Source organism: Gordonia westfalica (assembly GCF_900105725.1).
Taxonomy (GTDB): domain Bacteria; phylum Actinomycetota; class Actinomycetes; order Mycobacteriales; family Mycobacteriaceae; genus Gordonia; species Gordonia westfalica.
In genome coordinates this window covers 3,511,820-3,535,374 of the sequence record NZ_FNLM01000034.1, presented here as the reverse complement: position 1 = coordinate 3,535,374, position 23,555 = coordinate 3,511,820, and the positions used below count along the sequence as shown (strand labels likewise).

Here is a 23,555-nt window from a genome sequence, read left to right as displayed (position 1 = left end):
AACGACCAGAACCAGAAGAGATCAGAAGAGAGAAGAGTAGTGAGCCCAGCACCGAAGAACACAACCAAGAACACCGCCGACGTCATCGTGGTCGGCGCCGGTCACAACGGCCTCGTGTCGGCCGCCTACCTGGCGCAGGCCGGTCTCGATGTCCTCGTCGTCGAGGCGTCGCCGACCGTCGGTGGAATGACTTCGACGAATCCGTTCGAACCGGAGGCGCCGGGGTACACCATCAACGAGGCCTCGATGCAGGCCTCGCTGTTCCGGACGACCACCATCGACAAGGATCTGGGACTGTCGAGGAAGTTCGGGCTCAAGCAGACCGTCATCGACCCCGCCCACGTGCAGCTGAACTACGACGGCACCTCCCTGGCCATGTGGCGGGACCCGCGTCGCACCGCGGATGAACTGCGCTACTTCTCGCCGTCGGACGCCGAGGCGCTGCTGGATCTGTACCGGGTCATCGACGCCGCAGTGGAGATCGGCCTGCCGCTGATGCAGACCAGCCCGGTCAAGCCGGACATCAAGAAGGTTCTGCAGGCCACCAAGGGGATGGTCAAGAACCGCAAGGAACTCGTGGCGGTCGGACGCTGGATGGCGTCGTCGCAGGCGGAGGCGATCGAGGACAGCTTCACCAGTGACGCGATCAAGGCGCCGCTGCTGATCGCATTGCCGTTCATGCCTTTCGACGCCGACCTCTCGGGTTGGTCGTTGATCTACCTGGGTGTCCTCAGCAAGTACGGGGTGTCGATGTTCCACGGCGGCACGGGTGCCCTCCCGGCTGCGCTGGTCGAGAGCCTGAAGTCCAACGGGGGTCGTGTACGCACGAGCGCGCCCGTGGACGAACTCGTCATGCACAACGGGCGGGTGACCGGTGTGCGTCTGGTCGGAGGCGAGGAGATCCACGCTCGCCGTGGCGTTCTGACCGCCTGCAGCCCGAAGACGACCCTGACGCGGCTGCTCCCGGAGGGCACGTTGCCGCGGGTCCTGCAGAACAAGGCGGACAAGATCCCCACGCGCCGGCGCGGAATCGCCGACTACAAGCTGAACATCGCGCTCAGCGGCAAGATCACGATGGAGAAGCACGAGAAGTGGCGTGGCGACGGAATCGACCTCCGTCTGGGCTGCAACTCGTTCAACACCTACCAGGAGAGCCTCGACGCGGCGAAGGCCTGCATCAGGGGTGATGTGCCCGAACACATCCCGGGACTCGGACACGCGACGACGTCGTTCGACAAGGGATTCGCCCCGGACGGATGCGACATCTTCTGGTTCTGGACCGGGCTGACCCCGTCGGACCCGCGCGAGGGCTGGGAGGTCGCTCGGGACAAGATCACCGAGCGCGTGATCCGCGACGCCTCGCACTACTACAACGGAATCGAGTCCCTCGAGGTTGCGCGACGCCCTCTGGCGCTGCCCGACATCGAGGACCGGTTCTGGGCGATCGACGGCAGTGTCTACCATGTCGATCCGGTGATCTCCCGGTTCGGGCCGCTGAAGCCGGCGGACAAGTTCGCCGGTTACAGCACCCCCATCCCGGGGCTGTACCTCACCGGTGCCGGGACGCATCCGGTCGCGGGGATCTCGGGTATGCCGGGACAGAACGCGGCGCGGGTGATGCTGAAGGAGTTCCGCAAGGAGGACGGCGCGGGTCTGGGTGACCGCCTGCGTTCGGGTCTGGTGCGTGAGAAGACCCTGGAAGCCCGGTACGAGAAGGCGGTTTCTGCCGCCCGCTAGATCGGCTCGACGTCACCTGGCGGGCGCCGGCGAACCACCGCCGGCGCTCGCCATCTGGTGTTGGTGGAGTGACTGATCACTGCACTTCAGCGGGGGATTTGTCCGTTTTGATCGCGATCGGCGGGTCGGCCGAAGCCCTGTTGGTCAAATGTCCCAATACGGGGTTGACCATAGGTGGACTTATGGCTAAGGTTCCTTGTGATCCAACGCACATCCACGCACGGGTGTGAACTGCCTACTTAATCAAATATCGATTAAATTACCGGAGCTGATGTCTCCGAAGATCTTCTGAGAGGAAGGTATGCGCGATCTTCAAGTCTCGGCTGCCGAGGCCGAGATACTCACCTACAAGGATGAGTTCGCCCATCCCGCGCCGCCCTCGGGCGGAGGGGTAGGGGCGGTCGCCGCTCGTGCAGGGGCTCGTACGGTCGAGTACCTGCGGACCGTGCCGAAGGCGTCGATCGCCACCATGGGACGCGCTGCCACCTTGACCGCGGACGTTGTGCGTTACTCGGTCACCGAGACCATCCGGATGCGTCTGCCGATGGTCGAGACTCTCGAGCAGGCTTGGTTCCTGCTGACAGTGACGGCGCTGCCCGCGGTACTCATCGCGTTGCCGTTCGGCACGGAGATCTCGATTCAGGTCGGCGCCGTGGTCAACCAGGTCGGCGCCAAGTCGCTCGCCGGTGCGGCCAGCGGTATCGGGGTGATCTCGCAGGGCGCCCCGATCGCGGCCGGCCTCCTGATGGGAGGTGCCGCGGCGTCGGCGATCGCCGCCGACCTGGGCGCCCGGTCCATCCGTGAGGAGATCGACGCCATGCGGGTGATGGGTGTCGACCCCGTGCAACGCCTTGTCCTGCCGCGCTTCCTGGCCATCCTCCTCATCTCACCGATCCTCTGCGTCATCATCGTTGCGTCGGCGGTGGCGGCGGGATTCGTTCTCGCCGTCTCGATCAACGGAGTCATCCCCGGCAGCTTCTGGCAGTCCTTCGGAGCGTTCGCCACCCAGACCGACTTCTACTTCGCGATTCTCAAGACGATGCTGTTCGGAATGGAGGTGGTCATCATCGCCAGCCTCCGCGGCCTCGAGGCCAAGGGCGGACCGCGAGGCGTTGCCGACAGCGTGAACGCCTCGGTGGTACTCGGATTCGTCGCGGTGTTCGTCACCAACCTCATGACGACACAGCTCCAGACCATGTTCTTCCCGAGTCAGGTGGGCTGAGGACATGGCATCTCCGACCAAGTACTCCGTGTCCCCGACGCTGTCGCGCACCGGGCGATGGCTCGCCACAAGTGTTTTCACCGTCCAGGAGGGGATCGGCCGGTGGGCGCTGTTCACCCTGCAGACGGTCGTGAACATTCCGTTCACCATCCGGCACTACCGCAAGCAGACCTTCAAGACCATGAACAGCATGGCCTGGGGTCGCGGATCGATCATCGTCGACGGCGGCGTCATCTCGCTGCTGATGATCCTCGGTGTCGCCATCGGCGTCGCGGTGGCGATCGAGGCGTACAACACGTTGAATCTCATCGGTTTCGGACCGCTGACCGGTGTGATCGGCGCCTTCCTCAACATTCGTGAGATGGGTCCGATCATGACCGGCATCGGGTTCGCCGCGCAGGTCGGCTGTCGCATGACCGCCGAGATCGGCTCGATGCGCATCGCCGAGGAGATCGACGCCACCGAGACCCTGGGCATCCGCTCCATCCCGTTCGTGGTCGGCACTCGTCTGGTCGGCGGAATGCTCTGTGTCATACCGGGTTACCTGCTCTCGCTGGCCATCGGGTTCCTGACGGCGAGCGTGTTCGTGAAGGTCGTGCACGGCGCGCCGGCGGGCACCTACGATCACTACTTCTCCCAATTCCTCGACCCGGTCGAGGTCATGTATTCGCTGATCAAGGCGGTGACATTCTGTGCGGTGATCACGATCATCCACTGCTACTACGGCTTCTTCGCGTCCGGAGGGCCAGAAGGGGTCGGACGTGCGTCCGGGCGGGCCATCCGCGCGAGCCTCGTCATGACCATCGTGCTGAACCTCGTGATGACCATCGTGCTGTGGGGTCTTCACCCGGACCTGATCTTCAAGGGGTGAACTGATGGTCTCCGGATTTCTGATCGGATCGGACCGACACCGGCAAAAGGTGTTACGGCGTTCGGGTGCTGTCGTGGTGGCGGTGGCGATCGTCGCCACACTGCTCGGGCTCTACGTCGTCCCGGCGATGACGCCCGACGATCCCGACATCGTGACCGTCACCATCGACACGCCGGCGGTTGGGCCGGGCGTCGAGGGGGGCACCGAGGTGGTCATGTTCGGGGCGCCGGTCGGCAAGGTGACCTCGCTCGACGTCGACCAGGTCGGGGTCACCTCACTGACACTCGAACTCGACCGCAGCTCGGTCGCCGGGCTCGGACGTGACTTCGTCATCGACTTCCGCCCCAAGAACTACTTCGGCATCACCGGCCTGAACATCGCCGACACCGGTGATGTCGCCAGCGGCGAGGTGCGCGACGGCGATCACCTCAGCCGAAGTCCCGGCGCCGACTACACGATGGCCACCATGATCGAGCAGGGCTCGGACGTGGCCAACGGCTCGCTCGTCCCGGAGACGATGGACGCCATCAAGCGAGTCCTGGTGTACACCTCGGCTTTCGAGCCGCTCATCCACACCGGTGTGGTGCTCGCCGACGTCGTCGAGCGTACGCAGCGCGAGATGCCGGCAGAACTGATCACGAAGTACAACGCCATCGTGGACTCGCTGCCGCCGTTCGTCGACGGATCGATTTCGGCGCTGTTCCACTTCTACAACAGCGAGTTGCGCGCCGCGGGCGACGAGGTGCAGAACAACTTCACCACCACGCTGAAGGCGATCTCGGACAACTTCTTCTCGATGGTCGGCAGGCTCCTGAAGTCGAACCAGGCAGATCTGACCTCGACGGTTCAGATGGCCACCGAGGCGGCCACCGTGCTGCCGGCCATCGGCCAGGGCGTGATCACTCCGGTCACCGTGCGGGACCTGGTGCGGCGGCTCGACGGCGCCTTCGCCACGAAGGGTGATGGCACAACAGTTCTCAAGGTCAATCTCGCGCTCGAGCGGCTGCCTGCGCTCGCTGTGCCGCTGACCTCGCTGACAGAACGTGGAGGACGCTAGATGAACGGCCGATTCGCCGGTGCGGCTCGGATCATGCGCCCGCTGTGGAAGCTCATCGCCGCGGCCGCGGTGGCGGCGATCCTGTTCGCGGCGATCACCAACGGGATCAAGAACCCCGTAGACGGCACCACCGCCCAGTACACCGCGGACTTCACCGATGCATCAGGTCTGCGACCGAACGCCGACGTTCGTATTCGAGGGGTGAAGGTCGGCAAGGTGACCGCGATCGAGATGCGGCAGTCGGAGGACGCAGCTCACGCCGAGGTGTCGTTCACGTTGCTCGAGCCGCACAAGCTCACGGACCAGACGAAGGCAGCGGTCAAGTACGCCAACCTGTCCGGTGTCCGGTACGTCGACGTGACCGGTGTGGACGGCCAGGGGGAGTCGGTGACCCACCTCCCGGTGAAGCAGACGATCCCGTCCTTCGACATCACCGAATTGTTCAACGGATTGCAGCCGGTGCTGCAGACCCTCAGCCCCCAGGAGATCAACTCTTTCTCGCAGAATGCCCTCACGCTTCTGCAAGGTGACGGTGGCGGCTTGGCACCGATGCTGAAGAGCGTCGACACCCTCAGTCGCTACGCGACCGACCGTCAGCAGGTCATCTCCGTCCTGGTGGCGAACATGTCGCGGATCTCGGACACGCTGGGCGGAAAGTCTCCCCAGATCCTGGAGTTCCTCCGCGACATCGAGGGACCGGTCGATTCGACTCTCACCGTGCTCGACGAGTTCCGGAAGGCCAGCGAGTACGGGCCGTCGTTCATGGGTGTGCTGAACTCGATCCTGTCCGGTGTCGGAATCCAACCCGACACCGATGTCGACCGGATTCTCACCGAGGCCTTCCCGACGGTCGACAATCTGTGGCGCTCACTGGAGATGCTCCCGACGATGCTGGAGGGTCTGCAGTCCCCGGTGACCGCACCGATGCCGGAGAAGCGGTGTTCCAAGGCAGAACTCGCTCTCCCCGCCATGGCGAAGGTTCTGATCAACGGAAGTGGAGTGGTCATATGTCGGGCCTGACGCGTGCGTGGGAACGGATACGCGCCAACGATTTCCTGACCGGGATGGTGGCGGTCGGTCTGGCTGCCGTGCTGATCGCCGGCGTGAGTTACTTCTACATGGCACCCCCCGGGCGGCAGGCGATCACCTTCACGACCCGCGATGTCGCGTCGTTGAGCGGGGGCGAGGATGTCCGCGTGGCGGGTATCTCGGTGGGAAAGGTCGCCGATGTCAGACTTCGCGCCGACGACGTCGAGGTGGAACTCGATGTCACCGACGACGTCGTGGTGGGCGACAGGTCGAGCGTCCGCGTCCAACTGCTCACCGCGGTCGGCGGTTACTTCGTGTCGCTGATCCCCTCGGGTCGGGTCACCGACACGAGCCGCACGATTCCGGCGGACCGGGTGACCGTGCCCTACACCATCGCCGACACGCTTCAGGAGCTGCCGCGCATCACCGACGAGGTGGACGGCGATCCGATCGAGAGCACTCTCGCCCAGGTGGCCGACGGTCTCGGTGAGAACTCGAAGTCGTTGCGGCACCTGATCGACGGGATGCGATCGATCTCCACGATCGTCGACAAGCAACGGCGACAGGTCGATGCGATCCTGGCGATGGCGAGCAACTACATGACGACGTTTGCCAACAGTCGGGAGTTCGTCTTCGAGCTGATCCGCAAGGTGAATGTCGCGCTGTCGCAGTTCTACACCTACCGCGCAGGTTTCTCGGAGGCCTACCGGCAGCTCGGTGGGGTCCTCCAGCGGCTGGGGGCGGTGTCGAATTTCTATCTCAACCACTCCGACCAGATCTACGCGGCGGTGGTCGGCGCGCGGAACACCGCGGACCGGCTGCGCAACGGGATGGACGCGATGATCGACAACCTCGGTCCGCTGCAGAGCCGGCTGGCCTCGCTGGTGGCGCCCGAGGGTGCACCGGATGCGGACTCCGCCTTCGTCCTGGACGCGACCGCGATGTGCCTGCCGGTGGCCGGAAGGAAGTGCTGACGTGAAGCGAATGGCAATGAGGTCGGCGGTGTGTCTGGCGATGGCGGCCACGGTCGCCGCCGTGGCGACGACCACCGCAGGTGCGGGCACCGCGCAGGCGCGCGCCGAGGGTGGCTACTGCGCGATGCTGCCCGACTCGATCGGGCTGTACGCGGGCAACAAGGTGACGCAGATGGGTTATCCCATCGGCACCATCGAGTCGATCGAACCGCAGGACATCGGTGTGCGCGTGACCTTCTCGGTGGACAACGACCGACCGATCCCCGCGAACGTCGCGGCGGTGACCCGATCCAAGTCGGTCCTCGCCGACCGCTCACTCGAGCTCGTCGGCAATTACCGGACGGGACAGCGACTCCGCGCCTCCGAGTGCATTCCCCTCGAACGGGCGCACACCCCGCAGAGCATCTCGCAGATCACCGGTTCGGCGGCCGACCTGATCGACCAGCTCGCCCCCGAGGGCGACACCCGGGCGCTGGCGGGATCGATCGACGAGATGTCGAGTTCGGTGATCGGTACCGGGCCTCGCGTCGAGACCCTGATGCGCACCGCGGCGTCGGCGGCGCGGAGTCCGGAACGCACCATCGCCGACATCGGCTCCATCATCACGATGACCGCGCCCCTGACGAAGGACGCGCTCGCACGGTGGGGTGACATCTCGTCGATCATCACCAAGCTCCCGCAGGCGACCGACGTTGCGGCGCGGGTCCTCTGGCCTGGAACCGTGAACATGATCTACGGCATGCAGCCCGTGCTCCTGCTGATCTCTGACATCGAGCCGCGCTACGGCGAGTACCTGTACCCGACACTCGACGTGCTGGCCGACGCGCTTCACATCGCGGCAACACGTGTGGGGGACGTCCAGAAGGCACTGTCCGCGATCCCCAGCGTGGCGGCCAACGTGGCACTGGTCGCCGAACGCGGGCGGGGCGCGGGTCTCCGTGTGCGACCGCCGGAGGTGCGGGTACGCACCGCCGACGGAAAAGCCTGGTGCGCCCGGGTCAACGCGGTGAAGTCGGGGAGCTGCACCACGGAGCGTGGCGACACCCGGATGGTCCGCGTGGGAGTGCTCGATCTACTGGTGGCTGGAGTTCGATGATGATCGCTCAGATACGAGGCCGGGTGGCCACGGCTGCTGCCGCAGCACTCGTGGCCGTTGTTCTCGGGGGCTGCACGCTCAATCCCGGCGAGCTGGCCTCCTCGGTGCGTTCGGCAGGCGACGGCGAGACGATCACCGTCCAGTTCGACGACACCCTGAATCTCCCGGAAGGCTCCGACGTCACGTTCAACGGGACGAAGGTCGGTTCGGTGACCGGAGTGGAACTGCGGGGCGATCACGTCGACGTGAACGCCAAACTCACCGGCCGGGTGCGCATCCCGGTCGACGTGACCGCGTCGATCCGCCAGAACACCGTCCTCGGTGATCCCTACGTCGCGCTCGTCGCCACCAGCGGAGGTACGGAGGTCGTCGAACCGGGTGGACTGATCCCGTTGTCGCAGACGACATCTCCGCCACCGCTCGAGGACACCCTCGCCGTGGTCGCGAACTTCGTCAACGGCGGCAGCATCCAGAACATGCAGGATGTGATCCGTACGATGAACACCGCACTGCCCGACATCCGCCAGACCAGGCGCGTCGCGAAGATCTCGGCGATCGACCTGAGCAGTCTCTCGGCGGGCACCGACCTGATCGACGGGATGATCCGCGGGCTCGACGCCACGGCGCTCGCCGTCATACCGCATCTGCCCGCGGCCGAGCAGATGCTCTCCGACGAGGGCATGCACTACTGGAGTCAGCTGGGCAAGCTGTTCTCGGGCATCGGCATCGTGTTGCCGAGTATCGGCAGCGTATTCGAAGGAGGCTACTGGCTGATGCCGTTACTGCGAGGTGTGGACGGGAGCGTCGGCACGGTCCGGCAGGGGATCGACGCCATCGGCGCGAATCAGGCGCAGCTGCAACAGTTCCTGTCGAAGAGCCTGTTCCCGTTCCTTCGGAAGCCCGGTCTCGAGATAGTCTCCGCGTCGACCCCGGACGGGCAGGAGATCATCGGCGACGTGACCAAGGTCCTCCGGATGCTCGGAGCGGTCCGATGAGGCGGGGACAGTCCGCCCTCAACGGCCGAACGCTGGTGTCGATCGCGGGGCTGCTTGCCCTGATCGTCGCCTCGCTCGCCTACCTGAACTCGCTGGGCCTGTCGGTGACGAACAATGTGAACGTGCGCCACGCCACGATGATGGTGCAGCACACCAACGGCCTGGTCGTCGGGTCCAAGGTCCTGCTGCGGGGCGTGCCCATCGGCCGGATCACCGCCGTGAAGCCCTCCGTCGAGGGAGTGCGCATCGAATGGAACTACAAGGACAAGTACTCGATCCCGGTGAACTCGGCCTACCGCGTCGACAACCTGTCGGCACTGGGCGAGACCTACCTGGGAATCACCCCGAAGACCGAATCCGGGCCGGTGCTCTCCAACGACGTCGTGCTGACGGCGTCGACGATCACGGTCCCGACCACGGTCGACGAACTGTCGGCGCGGGTCACCCGTTTCCTCGAACAGGTCGACAGCAGGCAGGTCCGCTCGATCGTCGACGAGATCAACGAAGGGCTCCCGGCGGATCAGGAGGTGCTGACCAACATCCAGCACGCGAGCGCACTCCTCGAGGCCACCATTCTGGCCACGCGCGGATCGCTGACCACATTGCTGACCGACTTCCAGCCCCTGCTGACCAACGGCGCCGGCATCAGCGACTCGCTCGCGGCGTCCGGGGACCCGGTCGAGCGCTTCGCCGTCGGACTGGCGAAGTTCCTCAGCGAGGGCGGCAAGAAGGCGTCGACCAGTGCGGACGGCAAGGACGGCTTCATCGTCACCACCAACGCACCGACCTCGCTCAATCGAGAGGCCAAGCCGCTGCTCGAACACGTACAGAAATTCCTCGACGAGGCCGCCCCGGACCTCCGCGTCCTCAGTGATGCGGCGCTGCCGTCGGTGGCGTCGGGTGCCCGGAGTTTGCGCAGCGTCGACCTCGGCGCCCTGATGCGGACCGCGCTGGCGACCGCCGGCGACGGCAACGGCCTGGTGGTCAAGGTGGGTGGTAGGTGACCGCTGACCCAGCAGGACCCGATCCGCACGAACCGACTTCGAAATCAGGAGAAGCACCGATGAGCACCCCCACCGTGAAAGCCGAGAAGCACACCACCGACACCGGCGACGACACAGCCACGCCCGCAACCGGATCGGCGACACGCGGCTCCGCGAACGACGAGAAGGGCTCCGACCGGCCCACGGCAGGCGGGGACTCGTTCCTGGCCCGTGCCTCGGGGGTGAAACTCGGCCTGAAGCAGGTCGTCGTCGGCCTGGTGGTCCTCGGGATGGCCGTCGCGATCGGCATCCTCGGGTTCGTCGTCGCGGACAAGTCGGACACCATCAGCGCCATGCAGAGCGAGACCGCCGCCGCGACCACCGCCGAACAGCGCGCGCTCGACTACGCCACCGGTGCAGCCGACATGAACTACAAGGATCTCGGCGCCTGGAACTCCCGGCTGACGGCCAACACGTCGCCGGAACTCACCGCGAAGCTCACCGAGGCATCGACCTCGATGGAACAGGTCATCGTCCCGCTCCAGTGGACCTCCACCGCGCAACCGATCGCTGCAAGCGTCAAGTCCCACGAGGGCAGCGTGTACGTGGTCTCCGCATTCGTGAGCGTGATGACGAAGAACGCCCAGGCACCCGACGGCGTGCAGTCCACGGCGAGTTACACCGTGACCATGGACAGCTCGAAGGACTGGCTGATCACCGACGTGGGCGGCATCGACGGCGCCGTCGCACCCAAGTGACCGGCCGCGACGAGTTCCACCGAGATCAGACCAACTGGAGGACGAGATGGGTGTAGAGGTCAGTGTCGAGGGACTCACCAAGTCGTTTGGTTCGCAGAATATTTGGCGAGATGTGTCGTTGACGTTGCCGGAGGGTGAGGTGTCTGCGCTGCTGGGTCCGTCGGGTACCGGTAAGTCGGTGTTCTTGAAGACGTTGATCGGGTTGCTGCATCCCGAGCAGGGGTCGGTGATCATCGATGGCACCGATATCACGCAGTGTTCGGCCAAGGAGCTGTATGAGATCCGGACGTTGTTCGGTGTGCTGTTCCAGGATGGTGCGCTGTTCGGTTCGATGTCGTTGTTCGACAACATCGCGTTCCCGCTTCGTGAGCACACGAAGAAGAAGGAGAACGAGGTCCGCGACATCGTGATGGAGAAGATCGATCTGGTCGGTCTGACCGGTGCCGAGGACAAGCTGCCCGGTGAGATCTCCGGTGGTATGCGCAAGCGTGCCGGGCTGGCGCGCGCGTTGGTTCTGGATCCGCAGATCATTTTGTGTGATGAGCCGGACTCGGGTCTGGATCCGGTGCGTACCGCTTACGTCTCGCAGTTGTTGATCGACATCAACGCGCAGATCGATGCGACGATCCTGATCGTGACGCACAACATCAACATCGCGCGGACGATCCCGGACAACATCGGCATGTTGTTCCGTAAGGAGTTGGTGATGTTCGGTCCGCGTGAGCAGTTGCTGACTTCGGAGCAGCCGGTGGTCAAGCAGTTCCTCTCCGGTGATCGGTTCGGTCCGATCGGTATGTCGGAGGAGAAGGACGAGGCCCTCGTCGCGGCGGAGGCGGCGATGGCGGCGGCGGGGATCTCCGGTGGTGGTACCAAGGAGGACTTCACCGAGATCATCCCGCAGGTGCAGCCCAATCCGGGTATGCCCGAGCGCAAGGCGGTGGCCCGTCACCGTGAGCGGGTGCTGGAGTTGCTGCCCACCTTGCCGCCCCGGGCGCAGGAGACCATCCGCCGCAGCCTCCACGAGGAGGACCGGGCGCGCGACGAATTCACGTCCGCGGTGTAGCGCGCGGAGCCGTTTTCTCTGGCCCCGTCTACCGGTCGACCCCGGCGCGGGGCAGCGCCGAGGTTGTGTCCCAACACGTTCCGGGTGTGTCGCGATCAGTCGCGGCGCACCCGGAATGCTGTGCATGTGGCCCGTGCCTGTTCACGGCCGTCGGTGCCGGTCACGGTCACGGCCATGGTGACCATTCGACGTCCGATTCGGAGGAAGGACACGGACCAGTCGTAGGTGGTCGACGCGGCGGGCGAACGCAGCAGATCGACCGAGATCTCCGTCAGCCCGATGACCTCGTCCGCGGAGGTGATCCCGGCCAGTGCGAGCTGTGCGGCCTCGGTGACCACGGCCAGCACGACGCCGCCCTGCACGGTGTCGAACGGGTTGAGCATCCACGGTGCGGTGGTCCAGGTGCCGGACACCGACGCGGTCGTCGACGCCGCGACCTCGAGTCCGAGAACAGCGGCGAAGACGCTGCTGCGCAGGGAAGTTGCGGTGTTCGCGGTGCCCGGGGCTCCGACGGCCCGTGTCTCGGGGCGTGTGCCGGATTCGTCCACGGTCTGCAGTCCGTGCTGAGTGGGTACGGTCACGGTCTCCCGGAGTACCCGTTCCACAGGAACAGCTCGACAGGTCACGACCGCGATGAGCCCTGCGCCGCCGTGGACCTCGGCCACCGAGGCCACGGTGTCGGTGCGTCGGTCGACATCGACGCGCCGGGACTGCGCCCTCACCGTGTCGTCGTCCCCGACCCCCGCGACGAAGGTCGCCGACAGGCTCGACATCACGAAATTCCGGGTACCGCCGGCGCTGAGGTACGGCGCCGACCCGACTGCGGCGTCGACCATCGGGCCGAGTGCGGCCAACGAGATCGCGCCGTCGGGACCGCGCTGCCAGTCCTGGACCTGCTGGGTGAAGACAGCGAAGTGATCGTCCACCGACTCGAGCCGCACATGCATCGATGCGGTTGCACGGTCCGCGTCGAAGATGGGGAGGCCGACCGCCGGCACCGACTCGTCGGTGGCGAGAGAACTCGAATTCATATTCAAAACGTAACCTACGAGAACAGCACCCGGCCAACCGGCCGGGTGCTGTTCTGATGCGGGAGTGGGTCGGTCAGACCGTCTCGGGAATCCGCTTCGCGGGCGGGCCGAAGACCGCCTGGGCGGGATCCTCGGGGTTGGTGGCGAGGGCTTCGTGTGCGCCCACGCCGCCCTCGTCGACCATGCGATCCCAGAGGCGCTGACGGCTGGCGTGGGTGAACAGGACCCACGAGTACATGAACATCCGCGGGAGGGTCCAGCGCGGAGCGGGCTCGGAGTCCTTGCGGCCCACCAGGTGATGCAGGACGAACATCCAGCCCACCATCATGACCATCATGATGATCGTCGCGATGTAGCGTGCCCAGGTCGGGAGCGCCGAGTTGTGCGCGAGGATGTGAACCCAGCCGACGCCGAAGTAGGCGACCATCATGCCGGCCGGAGCGGCGAGGAGCAGGAGCAGCTGCTGCGCGCCCTTGAGGCGGGGAACCGCGTAGGCGAGGATGGCGCCCACCGTGACGAACGAGCCGCCGTTGATGAAGCCCCACCAGTACGGGAAGCCGAGGAACTCGAACGGCTGAACACCGTAGTACTCGTAGACATTCAGGTTGATGCCGATGGTCTCCATGACGGCGTCGGTCATGATGCCCATGCCGAGCAGCATCACGAAGTGCCACTTGTGTGCGCCGTTGCGGATCACGAAGTAGCAGAAGTACGCCTCGAGTCCGAGGAATGCGACATAACAGAGGGGGATCAACGCCGGTACGGTCACGCCGAAGTTGGTGAACGCCGGAACGAGATCATTGGCCCAGTGCAGATGGCCGAGCAGATCGAGCATCGGCTCGAGCAGGCTGCAGACCAGACCGCTGCCCATGACCAGCAGGGGCACGAAGTTCCGGCTCCGCACTGCGGCACCGATGGCCCAGGGGAGCGCGAAGATGACGACCGCTGCACCGGCGATGAAGAAGAACGTGATCTCCGAGGTGGCACCGGCGGTGAAGTCACCGGGACTCGGCGCCATGTTCGGCGGCCAGCCCTCCTCGGTCACGAGTGGCCAACTGCTGGCCAGATTCAGAACTGAACTCACGGCGAACGCCTTCCTGTGATGGCTTCGACCCCCGACGGGGCGCTTGTGTACTCGGTCACACTAGCAAAAGGCAGACACGTTGTATACCTATTTTTGAAACTGGCATAAAACCAGCCGGCGCTCGCGCCGTCGGCGTCGACGAGAGTGCCGCTCGGGCGGGGTAGTGTCGGCCTGGTGGCAGATGTGGTGCGGACGCGCGGCCGGCAACGGACCGCGGACGAGACCGGCGAGATCCCCGATGAGATCTACCGCGCGACGCTGAAGTTGATGGCGCAGAAGCCTTTCAGCGAGATCAGTGTCGCGCAGATCCTGCGCGGCGCGCAGGTCTCCCGCGCGACCTTCTATGCGTACTTCTCGTCGCGCTTCGCCGTGCTGCTCGGCCTGCTCGAGCGCGCGATGGATGACATCTTCCAGACGGTGTCACCGTTCTTGCGGCGTACTGCCGACGACCCACCGGAAGCCGCCCTGGAACGGAGTATCACCGACGTCACCAGGGCGTGGCGTCGTCATCGGGTGGTTCTGCAGGCGGTGAACCACCACTGGCCGACCGAGGCGTCGTTGCGCGACCGGTGGCTGGAGATCACGGGACGGTTCATCGAGGCGGGCGCGACCGAGATCGAACGTGAGCGGGAGTCCGGTGTCATCGTGTCGACGGTCCCGAGCCGTCAGCTCGCGGCGACGCTGTTCTGGGGCACGGAGAGGGTTCTGCACATTGCCGGGCTCGGGGTGGATCCCGACCTACCGGACGAGGATGCGGCCGTCGAACCCCTGGTGGCGCTGTGGGCGGGCGCGCTCTACGGGCACCCGCACTGACTGGGCAACCGCCGAATCAGTGCAGCGCGGAGAGTGATTCGGCGTCGACCACTGCGGACGCGAGGCGCTCTATGTTGACGAGGCAGTCCGTTTCGTCGTGGAGATCCGGCTGCATCCGCCCGGCGCCGATCGTCGCCAGCCAGAAGATCAGGCCGTGTATCGACTGCTCCCGGTAGGCACGCTCGGCGTCGGATCGCGTCGGCGGAGTCACCCCGCCGGCGGCGAGCGCGTCCAGATAGCGACCGAGCAGTTCGTCGAACCACGCCCGTCGATCGGCGATCTCGAGACCGCAGTTGAGCGCGTAGGCGAAGTCGATGGCCCAGGTGCCCTTGACGATCGTCTGCCAGTCGTAGAGGCCCATCCGTCCGTCGCCGTCGACGTACCAGTTCTTCGAGTGGACGTCGTGATGTAGGAGGGTGAGCGGCGGTCTGGACTTCAGTTCCAGGGACGCCTCGAACGCGGGCCAGATCAGGTCCCGTTGCCGCAGAAGTGATTCGGGAAGCACGGATTCGGCTCGGCGTAGCCCGCGGCGCACCATCGCCTGGGTGTTGATCATCGAGTCGAGATGACGTTGCCAGTCCGAACTCGTCTGCAGGAAACCGAACTCGCGGTCGAGGCGTGGATCATCCCAGAACGCAGCGTGATACGCCGCCATCAGGTTCACCATGTCATGCGCCTGGTCCCGGGTGACGCGGAGTGTCTGGGGTGAACCGAACTCGGCGCCGCGCGTACGTGCGATGTCCTCCATGATGATGATCGACCGGCACGACCGGAGATCGTATGCGGCGAAGTAGCCGTGCGGACTCTCGATGCTCAGCTCGGGTCGGAGCCGGTTGTAGAACTGCGACTCACCGACGAACAGGTTGGTGAGTCCGGTGAACAGCCTCGTCCGGATGTCCGGAGTGGTCTTGGTGAACAGCTCGCGCGGCAATCCGGCGTCGGTGCCGACGCGGTTGTATCCCACCGTCAGGCTCCGACGGTCGCTGGTGCCGCTCGACCCGTCGCCGATCCGGAAATCGGTCACCGCCGCGCCCTCGACGTGCGCACACAACGCCGCGGTCAGCCACTCCGGGGTCAGGTCGTCGACGCTGATCGGGACCTCGCCCGGGTGCAGGGGGCGTGTCCCGTGCATCACCTCCGTGCCCCGATGCAGCACCACCCGCGCTGCCTGACCGACGAGATTCAGCTTTGCTCCGACCGACATGCGTGGTCACTCTCCAGACTGGGGCGGGACTGTGGTGGCGAGGGGTCTCTGCGGTCCGGACATGCCGACTACCAGCGCGGCATGCGGTCGAGGCTGTCGAGAGACTCCAGGTCGACGATCGCCTGACCGGTGCGCCGGACGATACGACGGACGTGGTCGTCGGTCTGCAGTTTGGACACCCGGCCGACGAGATAGGTGTAGGTCCAGAAGATGAAGCCGCGGAACATCTGTTGCCGGTAGGCGAGGAACGCCTCGTCCGGTGACGGCGGCCGGCCGCCGAACGCGGCGAGGCGGTCCACGTACAGCTCGATGAGGTCGCGCTCCCAGTTTCGGCGGTCCTCGATGTCGAGGGCGGCGCTCAGCGCATAGCTCACGTCCAGTGACCAACCGCCGCGACCGATTCCCTGCCAGTCGTAGAGGTTGAGCGAGCCGTCGGGCAGGGTGAACCAGTTGCCCGGATGGACGTCCTGGTGGAGGAGGGTCAGTGGGCCGCTCGCGTTGAGCTCGAGCGATCGGCTGAGACCGGCACGGATGTCGGCGCCGCGACCCCGGAGCTCCGCGGGTACCTCGTCGGGCAGGAGACGCATACCCACGACCGCACCACGATCGAAGCCGATGCGCGCGTTGAACATCCGCTGCCAGTCGTCGGCACGCAGCAGGTTCCAGGTGTTCTCGAGCCGAGGGTCCTCCCACAGGGCCCCGTGGTAGCGGGCGAGTTCGGTGACCATGGACTCCGCGGCGGCACGGTCGACCTTCAGCGTCGACGCGTCGGCGAACCGGGCGCCGCGCGCGACGGCTATGTCCTCGGTCAGGACCATCGATCGGCAGCTGCGGGGGTCCCAGGCGCCGTGGTAGCCGGCGGGCGCGCCGATGTCGAGTTCAGGCCGGATTCTGCTGTAGAACAACGCTTCCGCGCCGGCCGCGCCGGTCACGCCCACCAGCAACCGGTTGAGGAGCGACGGCGTGGACTTGGAGTAGATCGCGCGGGGGAGTCCGGCCGAGATTCCCGCTTCGTTCCAGTCGACGGTGATGGCTCGGCGTGAGCTGGTGCCGTCCGAGCCGGAACCGAGTCGGAAGCCGGTGACCCGAGCCGCTCGATGCCCGGTGGCGAGGACGGCGGTCAGCCATCCGGTGGTCAGCTGGTCCACGCTCGCCGGTACCTGGTCGCGCCTGGTGACCGCCGATCGGCCGCGGATCCGTTCACCGGCCGATGTCGCCGCCACCCGCGTGACCGCAGATGCCATGGCCAACTGTTCTCGCACAGCAGTCCCCTTCTGGTGCCCGGGCGCCGAATGCTCGCGGGATGCGCCGGCCCCCTGCACCGTTCGTCTGGCGCAGGGGGCCGTCTGTCATTCTGCCGACGCGATGAGGTCGCGTCCGATGATCTCTTTCATGATCTCGGTGGTTCCGCCGTAGATCGTCTGGACCCGGGTGTCGACGTAGGCGCGGCCGACGTCGTACTCGGTCATGTAGCCGTAGCCGCCGTGTAGTTGGAGGCAGCGGTCGATGACCCGCTTCTGCAGTTCGCTGACGAACCATTTGCCCTCGGCGGCATCGATGGGTGTCAGTTCGCCGGCGTTGTAGGCGAGTACCGATTTGTCGACGTAGGCCTCGACGATGTCGATCTCCGTCTTCATCTCGGCGAGCTCGAACCGGACATGCTGGAGGTCGGTCAGCGAACCGCCGAACGCCTTGCGGTCACGGCAGTACTCGACCGTCTTCTGGTGGATGGCGCGGGTGACCGCGAAGGCCTTGGCCGTCACCCCGAGACGCTCGCGCGGGAGATGGCTCATCAGGTACGGGAGTCCCTTGCCCTCTTCGCCGAGCAGATTGGCATGGGGTACGACGGCGTCAGCGAAGAAGAGTTCGGCGGTGTCCTGCGCGGGCAGCCCGATCTTGTCGAGTTTTCGTCCACGTTCGAATCCCGGGGTGTCGTCGGCCTCGACGACGAACAGGCTGAAGCCGCGGGAACCGGCCTCGGGGTCGGTCTGGGCGGCGACGACGATCAGGTCTGCCATGATCCCGCTGGAGATGAAGGTCTTCTGCCCGTTGAGAATCCAGTTGTCGCCGTCGCGCCGGGCCGAGGTCTTGATGCCGCGCAGGTCGCTGCCGGCCCCGGGCTCGGTCATGGCCAGCGCGCCGATGCTCTCGCCGGCGGCGAATCCGGGTAGCCAACGCCGCTTCTGTTCGTCGTCGGTCAGATCCAGGAGGTAGTGCAGAACGAGATCGTCCTGCAGGCTGATGGTCGTGTTGAACGACAGCGCGTTGATCCGTGCGGTCTCCTCGCACACGATCATCCGGTAGCGATAATCGGATTCGCCTGCGCCGCCGAACTCCTCACCGATCTGCAGGGCGTAGATCCCGGCCTTCGCAGCTCGCGCGAAGACCGCGCGGTCGATCCAGCGGTCGGCGTCCCACTGCGCTTTGTACGGTTCGACCTCCCGGCGCAGGAACTCGCGGACCGTCTCGCGATATGCCTCGTGATCCTCGGTGTAGAGGGTGCGTTTCATGATCCCAGCCGTTCGATGATGGTGACGTTGGCCTGTCCGCCGCCTTCGCACATGGTCTGCAGGCCGTAGCGACCGCCGGTGCGCTCGAGTTCGTGGAGCATCGACGTCATGAGCCGGGCTCCGGTGCAACCGATCGGGTGGCCGAGCGCGATGGCGCCGCCGTTGGGGTTCACCTTCGCGGGGTCGGCTCCGGTGTCGGCCAGCCAGGCGAGCACGACGGGAGCGAAGGCCTCGTTGACCTCGAAGGTGTCGATGTCGTCGATGCTCAGGCCGGTGCGCTTGAGTGCGTGCTCGGTCGCCGGGATGGGGGCGGTGAGCATCATGATCGGGTCTGCACCACGCACCGACATGTGATGGATCCGGGCACGCGGGGTGAATCCGAAGCGGTTGACGGCGTCCTCGGAGGCGATGAGCAGCGCGGCAGAGGCGTCGGAGATCTGGCTGGCGACACCGGCGGTGACCTTGCCGCCCTCGGAGAGCGGCTTCAGTCCGGCGAGCTTCTCGAGGCTGGTGTCGCGGCGCGGTCCCTCGTCGGTGGTGACACCGGCGTATTCGGAGATCTCACGGGTGAAGTATCCGGCGTCGATGGCGGCCAGGGCGCGCTGATGACTGCGGAATGCGTAGTGTTCGCAGTCCTCGCGGCTGACGCCCCACTTGTCGGCGATCATCTCGGCGGCACGGAACTGTGAGACCTCCTGCGTTCCGTAGCGCTGTTCCCAGCCCTCGCACCCGGTCCACGGGTCTGACGAGCCGTACGGTTCACCGGCGCCGAAAGCGCAGAGGATCGGGTACTGACTCATCTTCTGCACACCACCGGCGACGATCAGGTCGCTGGTGCCGCTCATCACGGCCTGCGCCGCGAAATGGATTGCCTGCTGCGCGGATCCGCACTGACGGTCGATGGTGACGCCGGGGACCGATTCGGGCAGACCAGCCGCGAGTGCCGCGGTACGGGCGATGTCCCCTGCCTGCGAGCCGAGATTGTCCAGGCAGCCCAGGATGACGTCGTCGATCTCGGCCGGATCGAAGTCGTGCCGGCCGGTCAGTGTGGCGATCGCGTGGGCCGCCATGTCCGCGGGGTGCCGGTCGGCGAACCCGCCTCCTCGTTTGCCGACCGCCGTACGGGTCGCGTCGACGATATATGCCTCGGCCATCTGTTCTCCTTGGTCTTGATCGATGCTCAGCGGCATCGGCGCATCACTGGGGCACGTGGGCGCTCCGGTCGGGGCGCGTGGAGGGCGGATCGATCTCGCACCCATGCCTGCCGACATAATTTAACATAGAATCAAAACTTGCCGGGTGGAAAATTGTGTCGGGTCCGGGTGTCCCGGCGGGGCGCCTAGGCGACCGGCGTGCGGCGCTCGTCATCGGCGGTGTGCGTCGCCGGCCGCAAGGCCGGATCTACCGGGTTCCGGCCGTCCACCAGGTGCCGTCCCAGCATCCGGATCGTCCAGGCGATCCCGCCCGCGACGGTCAGTGCGGCAAGCGACACGAGGATCATCGACGGGTTCTCGGAGTGGCGCACCGACAGATAGAGGATGCCGGTCCCGAACAGGCCCATGGCGAATGCGCCGGGAACCAGGGTGATCAGGTACAACTGAGCCGCTCCGCGGAGCAGCGGTACGAGTCGATAGGCGACGATCCCGCTGACCACGGCACTCATCGCGTTGGTGAACCCGAGGAAGATCGGATAGCCGAGGACGACGAATGGCTGGCGGTCCTGGTAGCAGTACACCTCGAGGATGCTGATGTAGGTGATCTCGGCGATCACGGCCATGGCTACGATCGACGCGTACAGCGACCACACCGTCCGCATCTGGGGACGTCGGGCGAGTGTGCGGGAGATCAACACCGTCGCGCCGCCGTAGAAGGCGATGTACGCCGCCGGTACCCATATCGGCTGGTTGCTCCCGAACGTCGTGTACAGGTGCCACTGCCCTTCTTCGTAGAACCACAACCCGTACAGGTGATCGAAGAGGGGCTCCATCAGGCAGGTTAATCCGCCGCTGGCGAGCAGGATGGCGGGCCAGATGATTCTGTCGCGCACGCAGATGCGCACCACGTAGGCGATGGCCGCGAGGGCGAGCGCGAAGGTGAGGCTGGTCGCCAGCCACTGCCCGACCTCACTTACGGGAGAGTCGATTCCGTCGGTCGTCACGGGGGCGGTCATGGTGTTCTCCTCGGACCAGAAGATTTATTTTGTGTTAGAAAATTACCATAAGTTGGTTTATAGTGTGGCCCACGGCACACTCGCCGTGCCTCCGGCCACAAGGAGTGGATCAATGGACGTCCTCAACGCGCAGTCCCCGCCAGGGGCCTCCTGGAGCTCGATCAACCTCGCCGAGGCGGTGCCCGGCGTGATGACCCCGCTGACCGCCAGCGTGTGGGTACCTGCCAGCGAGATGGGTCTCCGGTCGCCCTTCCATGCCATGGGGGTGCTGACCGGCAGCGACGCCGGGATCCCCGACGATCCGCTGGAGCGGATCACCGGCGCCTTCTTCGGCCGGATGGCGGTTCGGGTCGACTTCCTCTGCCGCATGGGAGATCTCATCCCCGGACAATCCGGTGACGCCCTGGCCCGCGACTTCTTCGGCTTCGTGCCCGAGGACTTCGTGAGTTCGCCGTCCATGCGGCGCCTGCCCGCCATCGCGGTCAGCTATCCGCGGATGCTGGCGACCATCGTGCGCCGGATGCGTCGGGACAGATCAGACATCGACGCCTGGTGGCGGCAGTCGATCGCCACGATCGGCACCCTCGGCCAGGACCAGGTCAGGTCCCTTCTCACCGAAGCGGTCGAACGGTTCACCCACGCACTGGAGTTGCAGGCGATCGTGAGTGCCGGCGCCATCCAACCCGTCCAGGAGCAGATCACCACGCTGGCCGAGAGGGCGGGCGTGGACATCACCGACCTGCTCCGCGGACACGGTTCGCACGAGGAATCGGTCGTTCTCGCCGACATGTGGAACGTGTCGCGAGGTGAGATCTCGCTCGCGGAATTCCTCCTCCGGCACGGGTATCACTGTGCGGGCGAGGGTGAGACGGCGTCGACGAGCTGGCGCGAGGACCCGGCGCCCGTCGAACGACTGATCGCCTCATTCGCCGGCATGCCGGACAGTGAGAGCCCGCAGGAGCGCGCCGCCGCGCTCGAACGGGCGGGTGCCGCCGCCGAGCGCACGTTGTTCGCCGGTAGCGGGGTGGGGCGGATGAGAACTCGACTGACGCTGCGGCTGGCTCGCCTGTTCATCCCGCTGCGCGGGGTCGGAAAGGTGAGTTACCTGCAGAGTCTCGACGTGATCCGGGCCTGCGCGCGCCGTCTGGGTGCCGACGCCGTCACCGACGGTGTCCTCGACACGCCTGACGACGCCTTCTATCTGACCGCGGAAGAACTGGCGAGAGCGCTGCCGGACGGCGTCCGGTCGATCGTCGCCGATCGTCGGGCGCGGCGCCTGGAGTACCAGTCGCTGAAACTGCCCGCCGCATGGGTCGGCAACCCCGAACCCGAGCGCACGCCAGAACCCGACGCCGAGTCCGGGCCGGCCGGAACCATCCTGTCCGGCGTCGGCGCATCCCCGGGGACCGTCGAGGGCCGGGCCGTCGTGGTGACCGAACCCGCCGACGCCGAGGTCTCCGACGGCGACATCCTGATCGCGCACACGACCGATCCGTCCTGGGTCTCCCTCATGTTCCTGTCCGAGGCGCTCGTCGTCGACATCGGCGGGATGATGAGCCATGCCGCGGTGGTCGCACGGGAGATGGGTGTTCCGTGTGTCATGAACACCAGGACGGGCACCACCACGCTGACCACAGGTGACCGGATCCGCGTCGACGGCGCGTCCGGGACGGTCGAGATCCTCGTCAAAGCCGCCGAGCCACGGGCCGAACCCGTTGCGGCGGAATCGTGATGCGGGCAGAGTCCGACAACCGGTCGGACGACAAACAGAACGGGAGTACTGTGATGGCGATCGACAGTGCGGCGAAACAGGCGGAGGACACCGCTGTGCCGCCACTGCCACGGCGCGGCTCGACAACCTTCCTTGCAGCCGTTGGGATCGTGTGGTTCCTGGTGTGCGTCAACACAATCGCACGCTGGGTCACCTCCGATACCGAGTTCTCCCCGGCGCCGAAGATCGGTCCGGACGAGATGGCCGACTGGCGCCTGATCGCGCTGCGGGTCTTCGAGGTGATCAGTCTCCTGGTGCTGGCCGCCTTCATCTGGTTCTCGGTGGTGCAACCGATCCGCAAGACCGGAAAGCTCAGCCTCGACGGACGATTCGTGATCGGCGGCCTGATCTGCTTCGTCGCCGACGCGTTCCTCAACGTGCAGGAGTACCTCTTCGCGTGGAACAGCGAGAACGTCAACATGGGCGTCTGGGTGAAATTCCTGCCCTTCCACAACCCCGAGGCGCCGAGTCGTTACGCGGAGTCCCTCATCTGGGGACCGCCGATGTATGTCTACTTCTGCGCCGGCGTCGCAATCGTCGCCTGCCATCACGCGAACAAGGCGCGCCGTCGCTGGCCGAACATGAGCAAGGTGACGCTCTTCACCTTCGTCTTCATCGGTGAGTTCCTCTTCGACTTCATCGTGGAGAACGTCGTCATCCGCACCACCCACGCCTACTCGTTCGCCAAAACCTATGAGCCGCTGACCCTCTGGGCCGGGACCGTACACCAGTTCCCGATCTACGAGTCCATCCTCGTGGCCGCTGTCGGGTGTGTGTTCACCTGGATGCGGATGGAAGCGCAGGATCATCCCGAGGGGCTGTCGCCCATCGAGGTCGGACTCGTGCACTGGCGCCCGGCGCTCCGGGAACCGGTGCGCAACTTCGCCGTCCTCGGCTTCTGCATGGTCACACTGGTCTTCGTGTACCACCTGCCGTTCAACTGGCTGGGACTCATCGGCACCTCGATCGCGGACCTGCCGAGTTACCTGTTGCCTGCGTGATCTGATCCCCGCAATGAGCGGGCCTCGAGGGGTGTGGGAGTACCCTTCGAGGCTCGTCGCTGTCGCTCCTCGCGCCTCAGGGGGCGAGGGGGTGCTCGTCGCTGTCGCTCCTCGCGCCTCAGGGGGCGAGGGGTACTCGTCGCTGTCGCTCCTCGCGCCTCAGCCTGGATCCGTGGAGGGGTGTGG

Annotated in this window: 21 protein-coding genes; 14 read left to right on the top strand and 7 right to left on the bottom strand. The window is 65.8% G+C overall.

From position 1 onward, the window contains the following. Positions 1–39: 39 nt before the first annotated feature. The 11 genes from BLU62_RS21720 (at position 40) to BLU62_RS21670 (ending at position 11,785) form a co-directional block, all read left to right on the top strand. Positions 40–1,737, top strand: a complete 1,698-nt coding sequence (locus BLU62_RS21720; protein ID WP_074852027.1) for a phytoene desaturase family protein — start codon at positions 40–42, stop codon at positions 1,735–1,737. A gap of 301 nt (positions 1,738–2,038) precedes the next feature. Further along, positions 2,039–2,959: an ABC transporter permease gene (locus BLU62_RS21715; RefSeq protein ID WP_084811855.1), complete on the top strand. Its 921-nt coding sequence runs from the start codon at positions 2,039–2,041 to the stop codon at positions 2,957–2,959. 4 nt (positions 2,960–2,963) lie between these two features. Then, positions 2,964–3,830 (top strand): MlaE family ABC transporter permease, encoded by an 867-nt coding sequence (locus BLU62_RS21710; RefSeq protein ID WP_084811854.1) that lies wholly within the window; start codon positions 2,964–2,966, stop codon positions 3,828–3,830. A gap of 73 nt (positions 3,831–3,903) precedes the next feature. Further along, positions 3,904–4,887 carry an MlaD family protein gene (locus BLU62_RS21705; RefSeq protein ID WP_139180059.1) on the top strand — a complete coding sequence of 328 codons (984 nt, stop codon included), beginning with the start codon at positions 3,904–3,906 and terminating at the stop codon, positions 4,885–4,887. Beyond that, on the top strand, positions 4,888–5,907 hold the full coding sequence (locus BLU62_RS21700) for an MlaD family protein (protein ID WP_084811853.1): 1,020 nt from the start codon (positions 4,888–4,890) through the stop codon (positions 5,905–5,907). After that, positions 5,895–6,890, top strand: coding sequence for an MlaD family protein (locus tag BLU62_RS21695; RefSeq protein WP_074852025.1), 996 nt, complete (start codon positions 5,895–5,897; stop codon positions 6,888–6,890). The genes BLU62_RS21700 and BLU62_RS21695 overlap by 13 nt, the downstream gene beginning before the upstream one ends. Positions 6,891–6,900: 10 nt before the next feature. Beyond that, positions 6,901–7,986 carry an MlaD family protein gene (locus tag BLU62_RS21690; RefSeq protein ID WP_244278381.1) on the top strand — a complete coding sequence of 362 codons (1,086 nt, stop codon included), beginning with the start codon at positions 6,901–6,903 and terminating at the stop codon, positions 7,984–7,986. 23 nt (positions 7,987–8,009) lie between these two features. Continuing rightward, a complete protein-coding gene (locus BLU62_RS21685) occupies positions 8,010–8,981 on the top strand; it encodes an MlaD family protein (RefSeq protein WP_159441571.1) in 972 nt (323 codons plus the stop codon). Continuing rightward, complete coding sequence (locus BLU62_RS21680; protein ID WP_074852023.1) at positions 8,978–9,985, top strand: MlaD family protein; 1,008 nt, start codon at positions 8,978–8,980, stop codon at positions 9,983–9,985. The genes BLU62_RS21685 and BLU62_RS21680 overlap by 4 nt, the downstream gene beginning before the upstream one ends. Positions 9,986–10,044: 59 nt before the next feature. Then, complete coding sequence (locus tag BLU62_RS21675) at positions 10,045–10,722, top strand: hypothetical protein (RefSeq protein WP_074852022.1); 678 nt, start codon at positions 10,045–10,047, stop codon at positions 10,720–10,722. 46 nt (positions 10,723–10,768) lie between these two features. Next, positions 10,769–11,785 (top strand): ABC transporter ATP-binding protein, encoded by a 1,017-nt coding sequence (locus tag BLU62_RS21670; protein ID WP_074852021.1) that lies wholly within the window; start codon positions 10,769–10,771, stop codon positions 11,783–11,785. A gap of 95 nt (positions 11,786–11,880) precedes the next feature. Here BLU62_RS21670 and BLU62_RS21665 read toward each other — a convergent pair whose 3' ends face one another. Both BLU62_RS21665 and BLU62_RS21660 read right to left on the bottom strand, forming a co-directional pair. Beyond that, entirely contained in the window at positions 11,881–12,816 is a 936-nt protein-coding gene (locus BLU62_RS21665; protein WP_074852020.1) for a PaaI family thioesterase, read from the bottom strand. 73 nt (positions 12,817–12,889) lie between these two features. Continuing rightward, positions 12,890–13,834 carry a hypothetical protein gene (locus tag BLU62_RS21660; protein ID WP_244278380.1) on the bottom strand — a complete coding sequence of 315 codons (945 nt, stop codon included), beginning with the start codon at positions 13,832–13,834 and terminating at the stop codon, positions 12,890–12,892. Between the two features lie 249 nt (positions 13,835–14,083). Here BLU62_RS21660 and BLU62_RS21655 point away from each other — a divergent pair, with 249 nt between their 5' ends. Then, entirely contained in the window at positions 14,084–14,713 is a 630-nt protein-coding gene (locus BLU62_RS21655) for a TetR/AcrR family transcriptional regulator (protein ID WP_074853096.1), read from the top strand. Between the two features lie 16 nt (positions 14,714–14,729). Here the strand turns inward: BLU62_RS21655 and BLU62_RS21650 are convergent, their stop codons facing one another. The 5 genes from BLU62_RS21650 to BLU62_RS21630 all read right to left on the bottom strand — a co-directional run bounded on the left by BLU62_RS21650 (position 14,730) and on the right by BLU62_RS21630 (position 20,597). Then, entirely contained in the window at positions 14,730–15,917 is a 1,188-nt protein-coding gene (locus BLU62_RS21650; protein WP_074852019.1) for a phosphotransferase, read from the bottom strand. A gap of 68 nt (positions 15,918–15,985) precedes the next feature. Then, positions 15,986–17,161, bottom strand: coding sequence for a hypothetical protein (locus BLU62_RS21645; protein ID WP_074852018.1), 1,176 nt, complete (start codon positions 17,159–17,161; stop codon positions 15,986–15,988). 105 nt (positions 17,162–17,266) lie between these two features. Further along, positions 17,267–18,427: an acyl-CoA dehydrogenase family protein gene (locus BLU62_RS21640; protein ID WP_074852017.1), complete on the bottom strand. Its 1,161-nt coding sequence runs from the start codon at positions 18,425–18,427 to the stop codon at positions 17,267–17,269. Continuing rightward, the gene (locus BLU62_RS21635) at positions 18,424–19,581 is read right to left on the bottom strand and encodes an acetyl-CoA C-acetyltransferase (protein ID WP_074852016.1); all 1,158 of its coding nucleotides are present in this window, start codon (positions 19,579–19,581) and stop codon (positions 18,424–18,426) included. Before BLU62_RS21635 ends, BLU62_RS21640 begins: the two co-directional genes overlap by 4 nt. A 185-nt stretch (positions 19,582–19,766) precedes the next feature. After that, on the bottom strand, positions 19,767–20,597 hold the full coding sequence (locus BLU62_RS21630; RefSeq protein WP_074852015.1) for a hypothetical protein: 831 nt from the start codon (positions 20,595–20,597) through the stop codon (positions 19,767–19,769). 190 nt (positions 20,598–20,787) lie between these two features. Here BLU62_RS21630 and BLU62_RS21625 point away from each other — a divergent pair, with 190 nt between their 5' ends. Beyond that, complete coding sequence (locus BLU62_RS21625; protein ID WP_074853094.1) at positions 20,788–22,329, top strand: PEP-utilizing enzyme; 1,542 nt, start codon at positions 20,788–20,790, stop codon at positions 22,327–22,329. Positions 22,330–22,382: 53 nt separating this feature from the next. Beyond that, positions 22,383–23,369: a spirocyclase AveC family protein gene (locus BLU62_RS21620; RefSeq protein WP_074853093.1), complete on the top strand. Its 987-nt coding sequence runs from the start codon at positions 22,383–22,385 to the stop codon at positions 23,367–23,369. Positions 23,370–23,555 lie beyond the last annotated feature (186 nt).

Coding starts and splice junctions, on each gene's coding strand:
- BLU62_RS21650 (WP_074852019.1), bottom strand. CDS start 15,917: ATGTCGGTCGGAGCAAAGCTGAATCTCGTCGGTCAGGCAGCGCGGGTG.
- BLU62_RS21630 (WP_074852015.1), bottom strand. CDS start 20,597: ATGACCGCCCCCGTGACGACCGACGGAATCGACTCTCCCGTAAGTGAG.
- BLU62_RS21680 (WP_074852023.1), top strand. CDS start 8,978: ATGAGGCGGGGACAGTCCGCCCTCAACGGCCGAACGCTGGTGTCGATC.
- BLU62_RS21670 (WP_074852021.1), top strand. CDS start 10,769: ATGGGTGTAGAGGTCAGTGTCGAGGGACTCACCAAGTCGTTTGGTTCG.
- BLU62_RS21645 (WP_074852018.1), bottom strand. CDS start 17,161: ATGGCATCTGCGGTCACGCGGGTGGCGGCGACATCGGCCGGTGAACGG.
- BLU62_RS21700 (WP_084811853.1), top strand. CDS start 4,888: ATGAACGGCCGATTCGCCGGTGCGGCTCGGATCATGCGCCCGCTGTGG.
- BLU62_RS21640 (WP_074852017.1), bottom strand. CDS start 18,427: ATGAAACGCACCCTCTACACCGAGGATCACGAGGCATATCGCGAGACG.
- BLU62_RS21675 (WP_074852022.1), top strand. CDS start 10,045: ATGAGCACCCCCACCGTGAAAGCCGAGAAGCACACCACCGACACCGGC.
- BLU62_RS21635 (WP_074852016.1), bottom strand. CDS start 19,581: ATGGCCGAGGCATATATCGTCGACGCGACCCGTACGGCGGTCGGCAAA.
- BLU62_RS21710 (WP_084811854.1), top strand. CDS start 2,964: ATGGCATCTCCGACCAAGTACTCCGTGTCCCCGACGCTGTCGCGCACC.
- BLU62_RS21665 (WP_074852020.1), bottom strand. CDS start 12,816: ATGAATTCGAGTTCTCTCGCCACCGACGAGTCGGTGCCGGCGGTCGGC.
- BLU62_RS21690 (WP_244278381.1), top strand. CDS start 6,901: ATGGCAATGAGGTCGGCGGTGTGTCTGGCGATGGCGGCCACGGTCGCC.
- BLU62_RS21625 (WP_074853094.1), top strand. CDS start 20,788: ATGACCCCGCTGACCGCCAGCGTGTGGGTACCTGCCAGCGAGATGGGT.
- BLU62_RS21715 (WP_084811855.1), top strand. CDS start 2,039: ATGCGCGATCTTCAAGTCTCGGCTGCCGAGGCCGAGATACTCACCTAC.
- BLU62_RS21660 (WP_244278380.1), bottom strand. CDS start 13,834: ATGGCGCCGAGTCCCGGTGACTTCACCGCCGGTGCCACCTCGGAGATC.
- BLU62_RS21620 (WP_074853093.1), top strand. CDS start 22,383: ATGGCGATCGACAGTGCGGCGAAACAGGCGGAGGACACCGCTGTGCCG.
- BLU62_RS21695 (WP_074852025.1), top strand. CDS start 5,895: ATGTCGGGCCTGACGCGTGCGTGGGAACGGATACGCGCCAACGATTTC.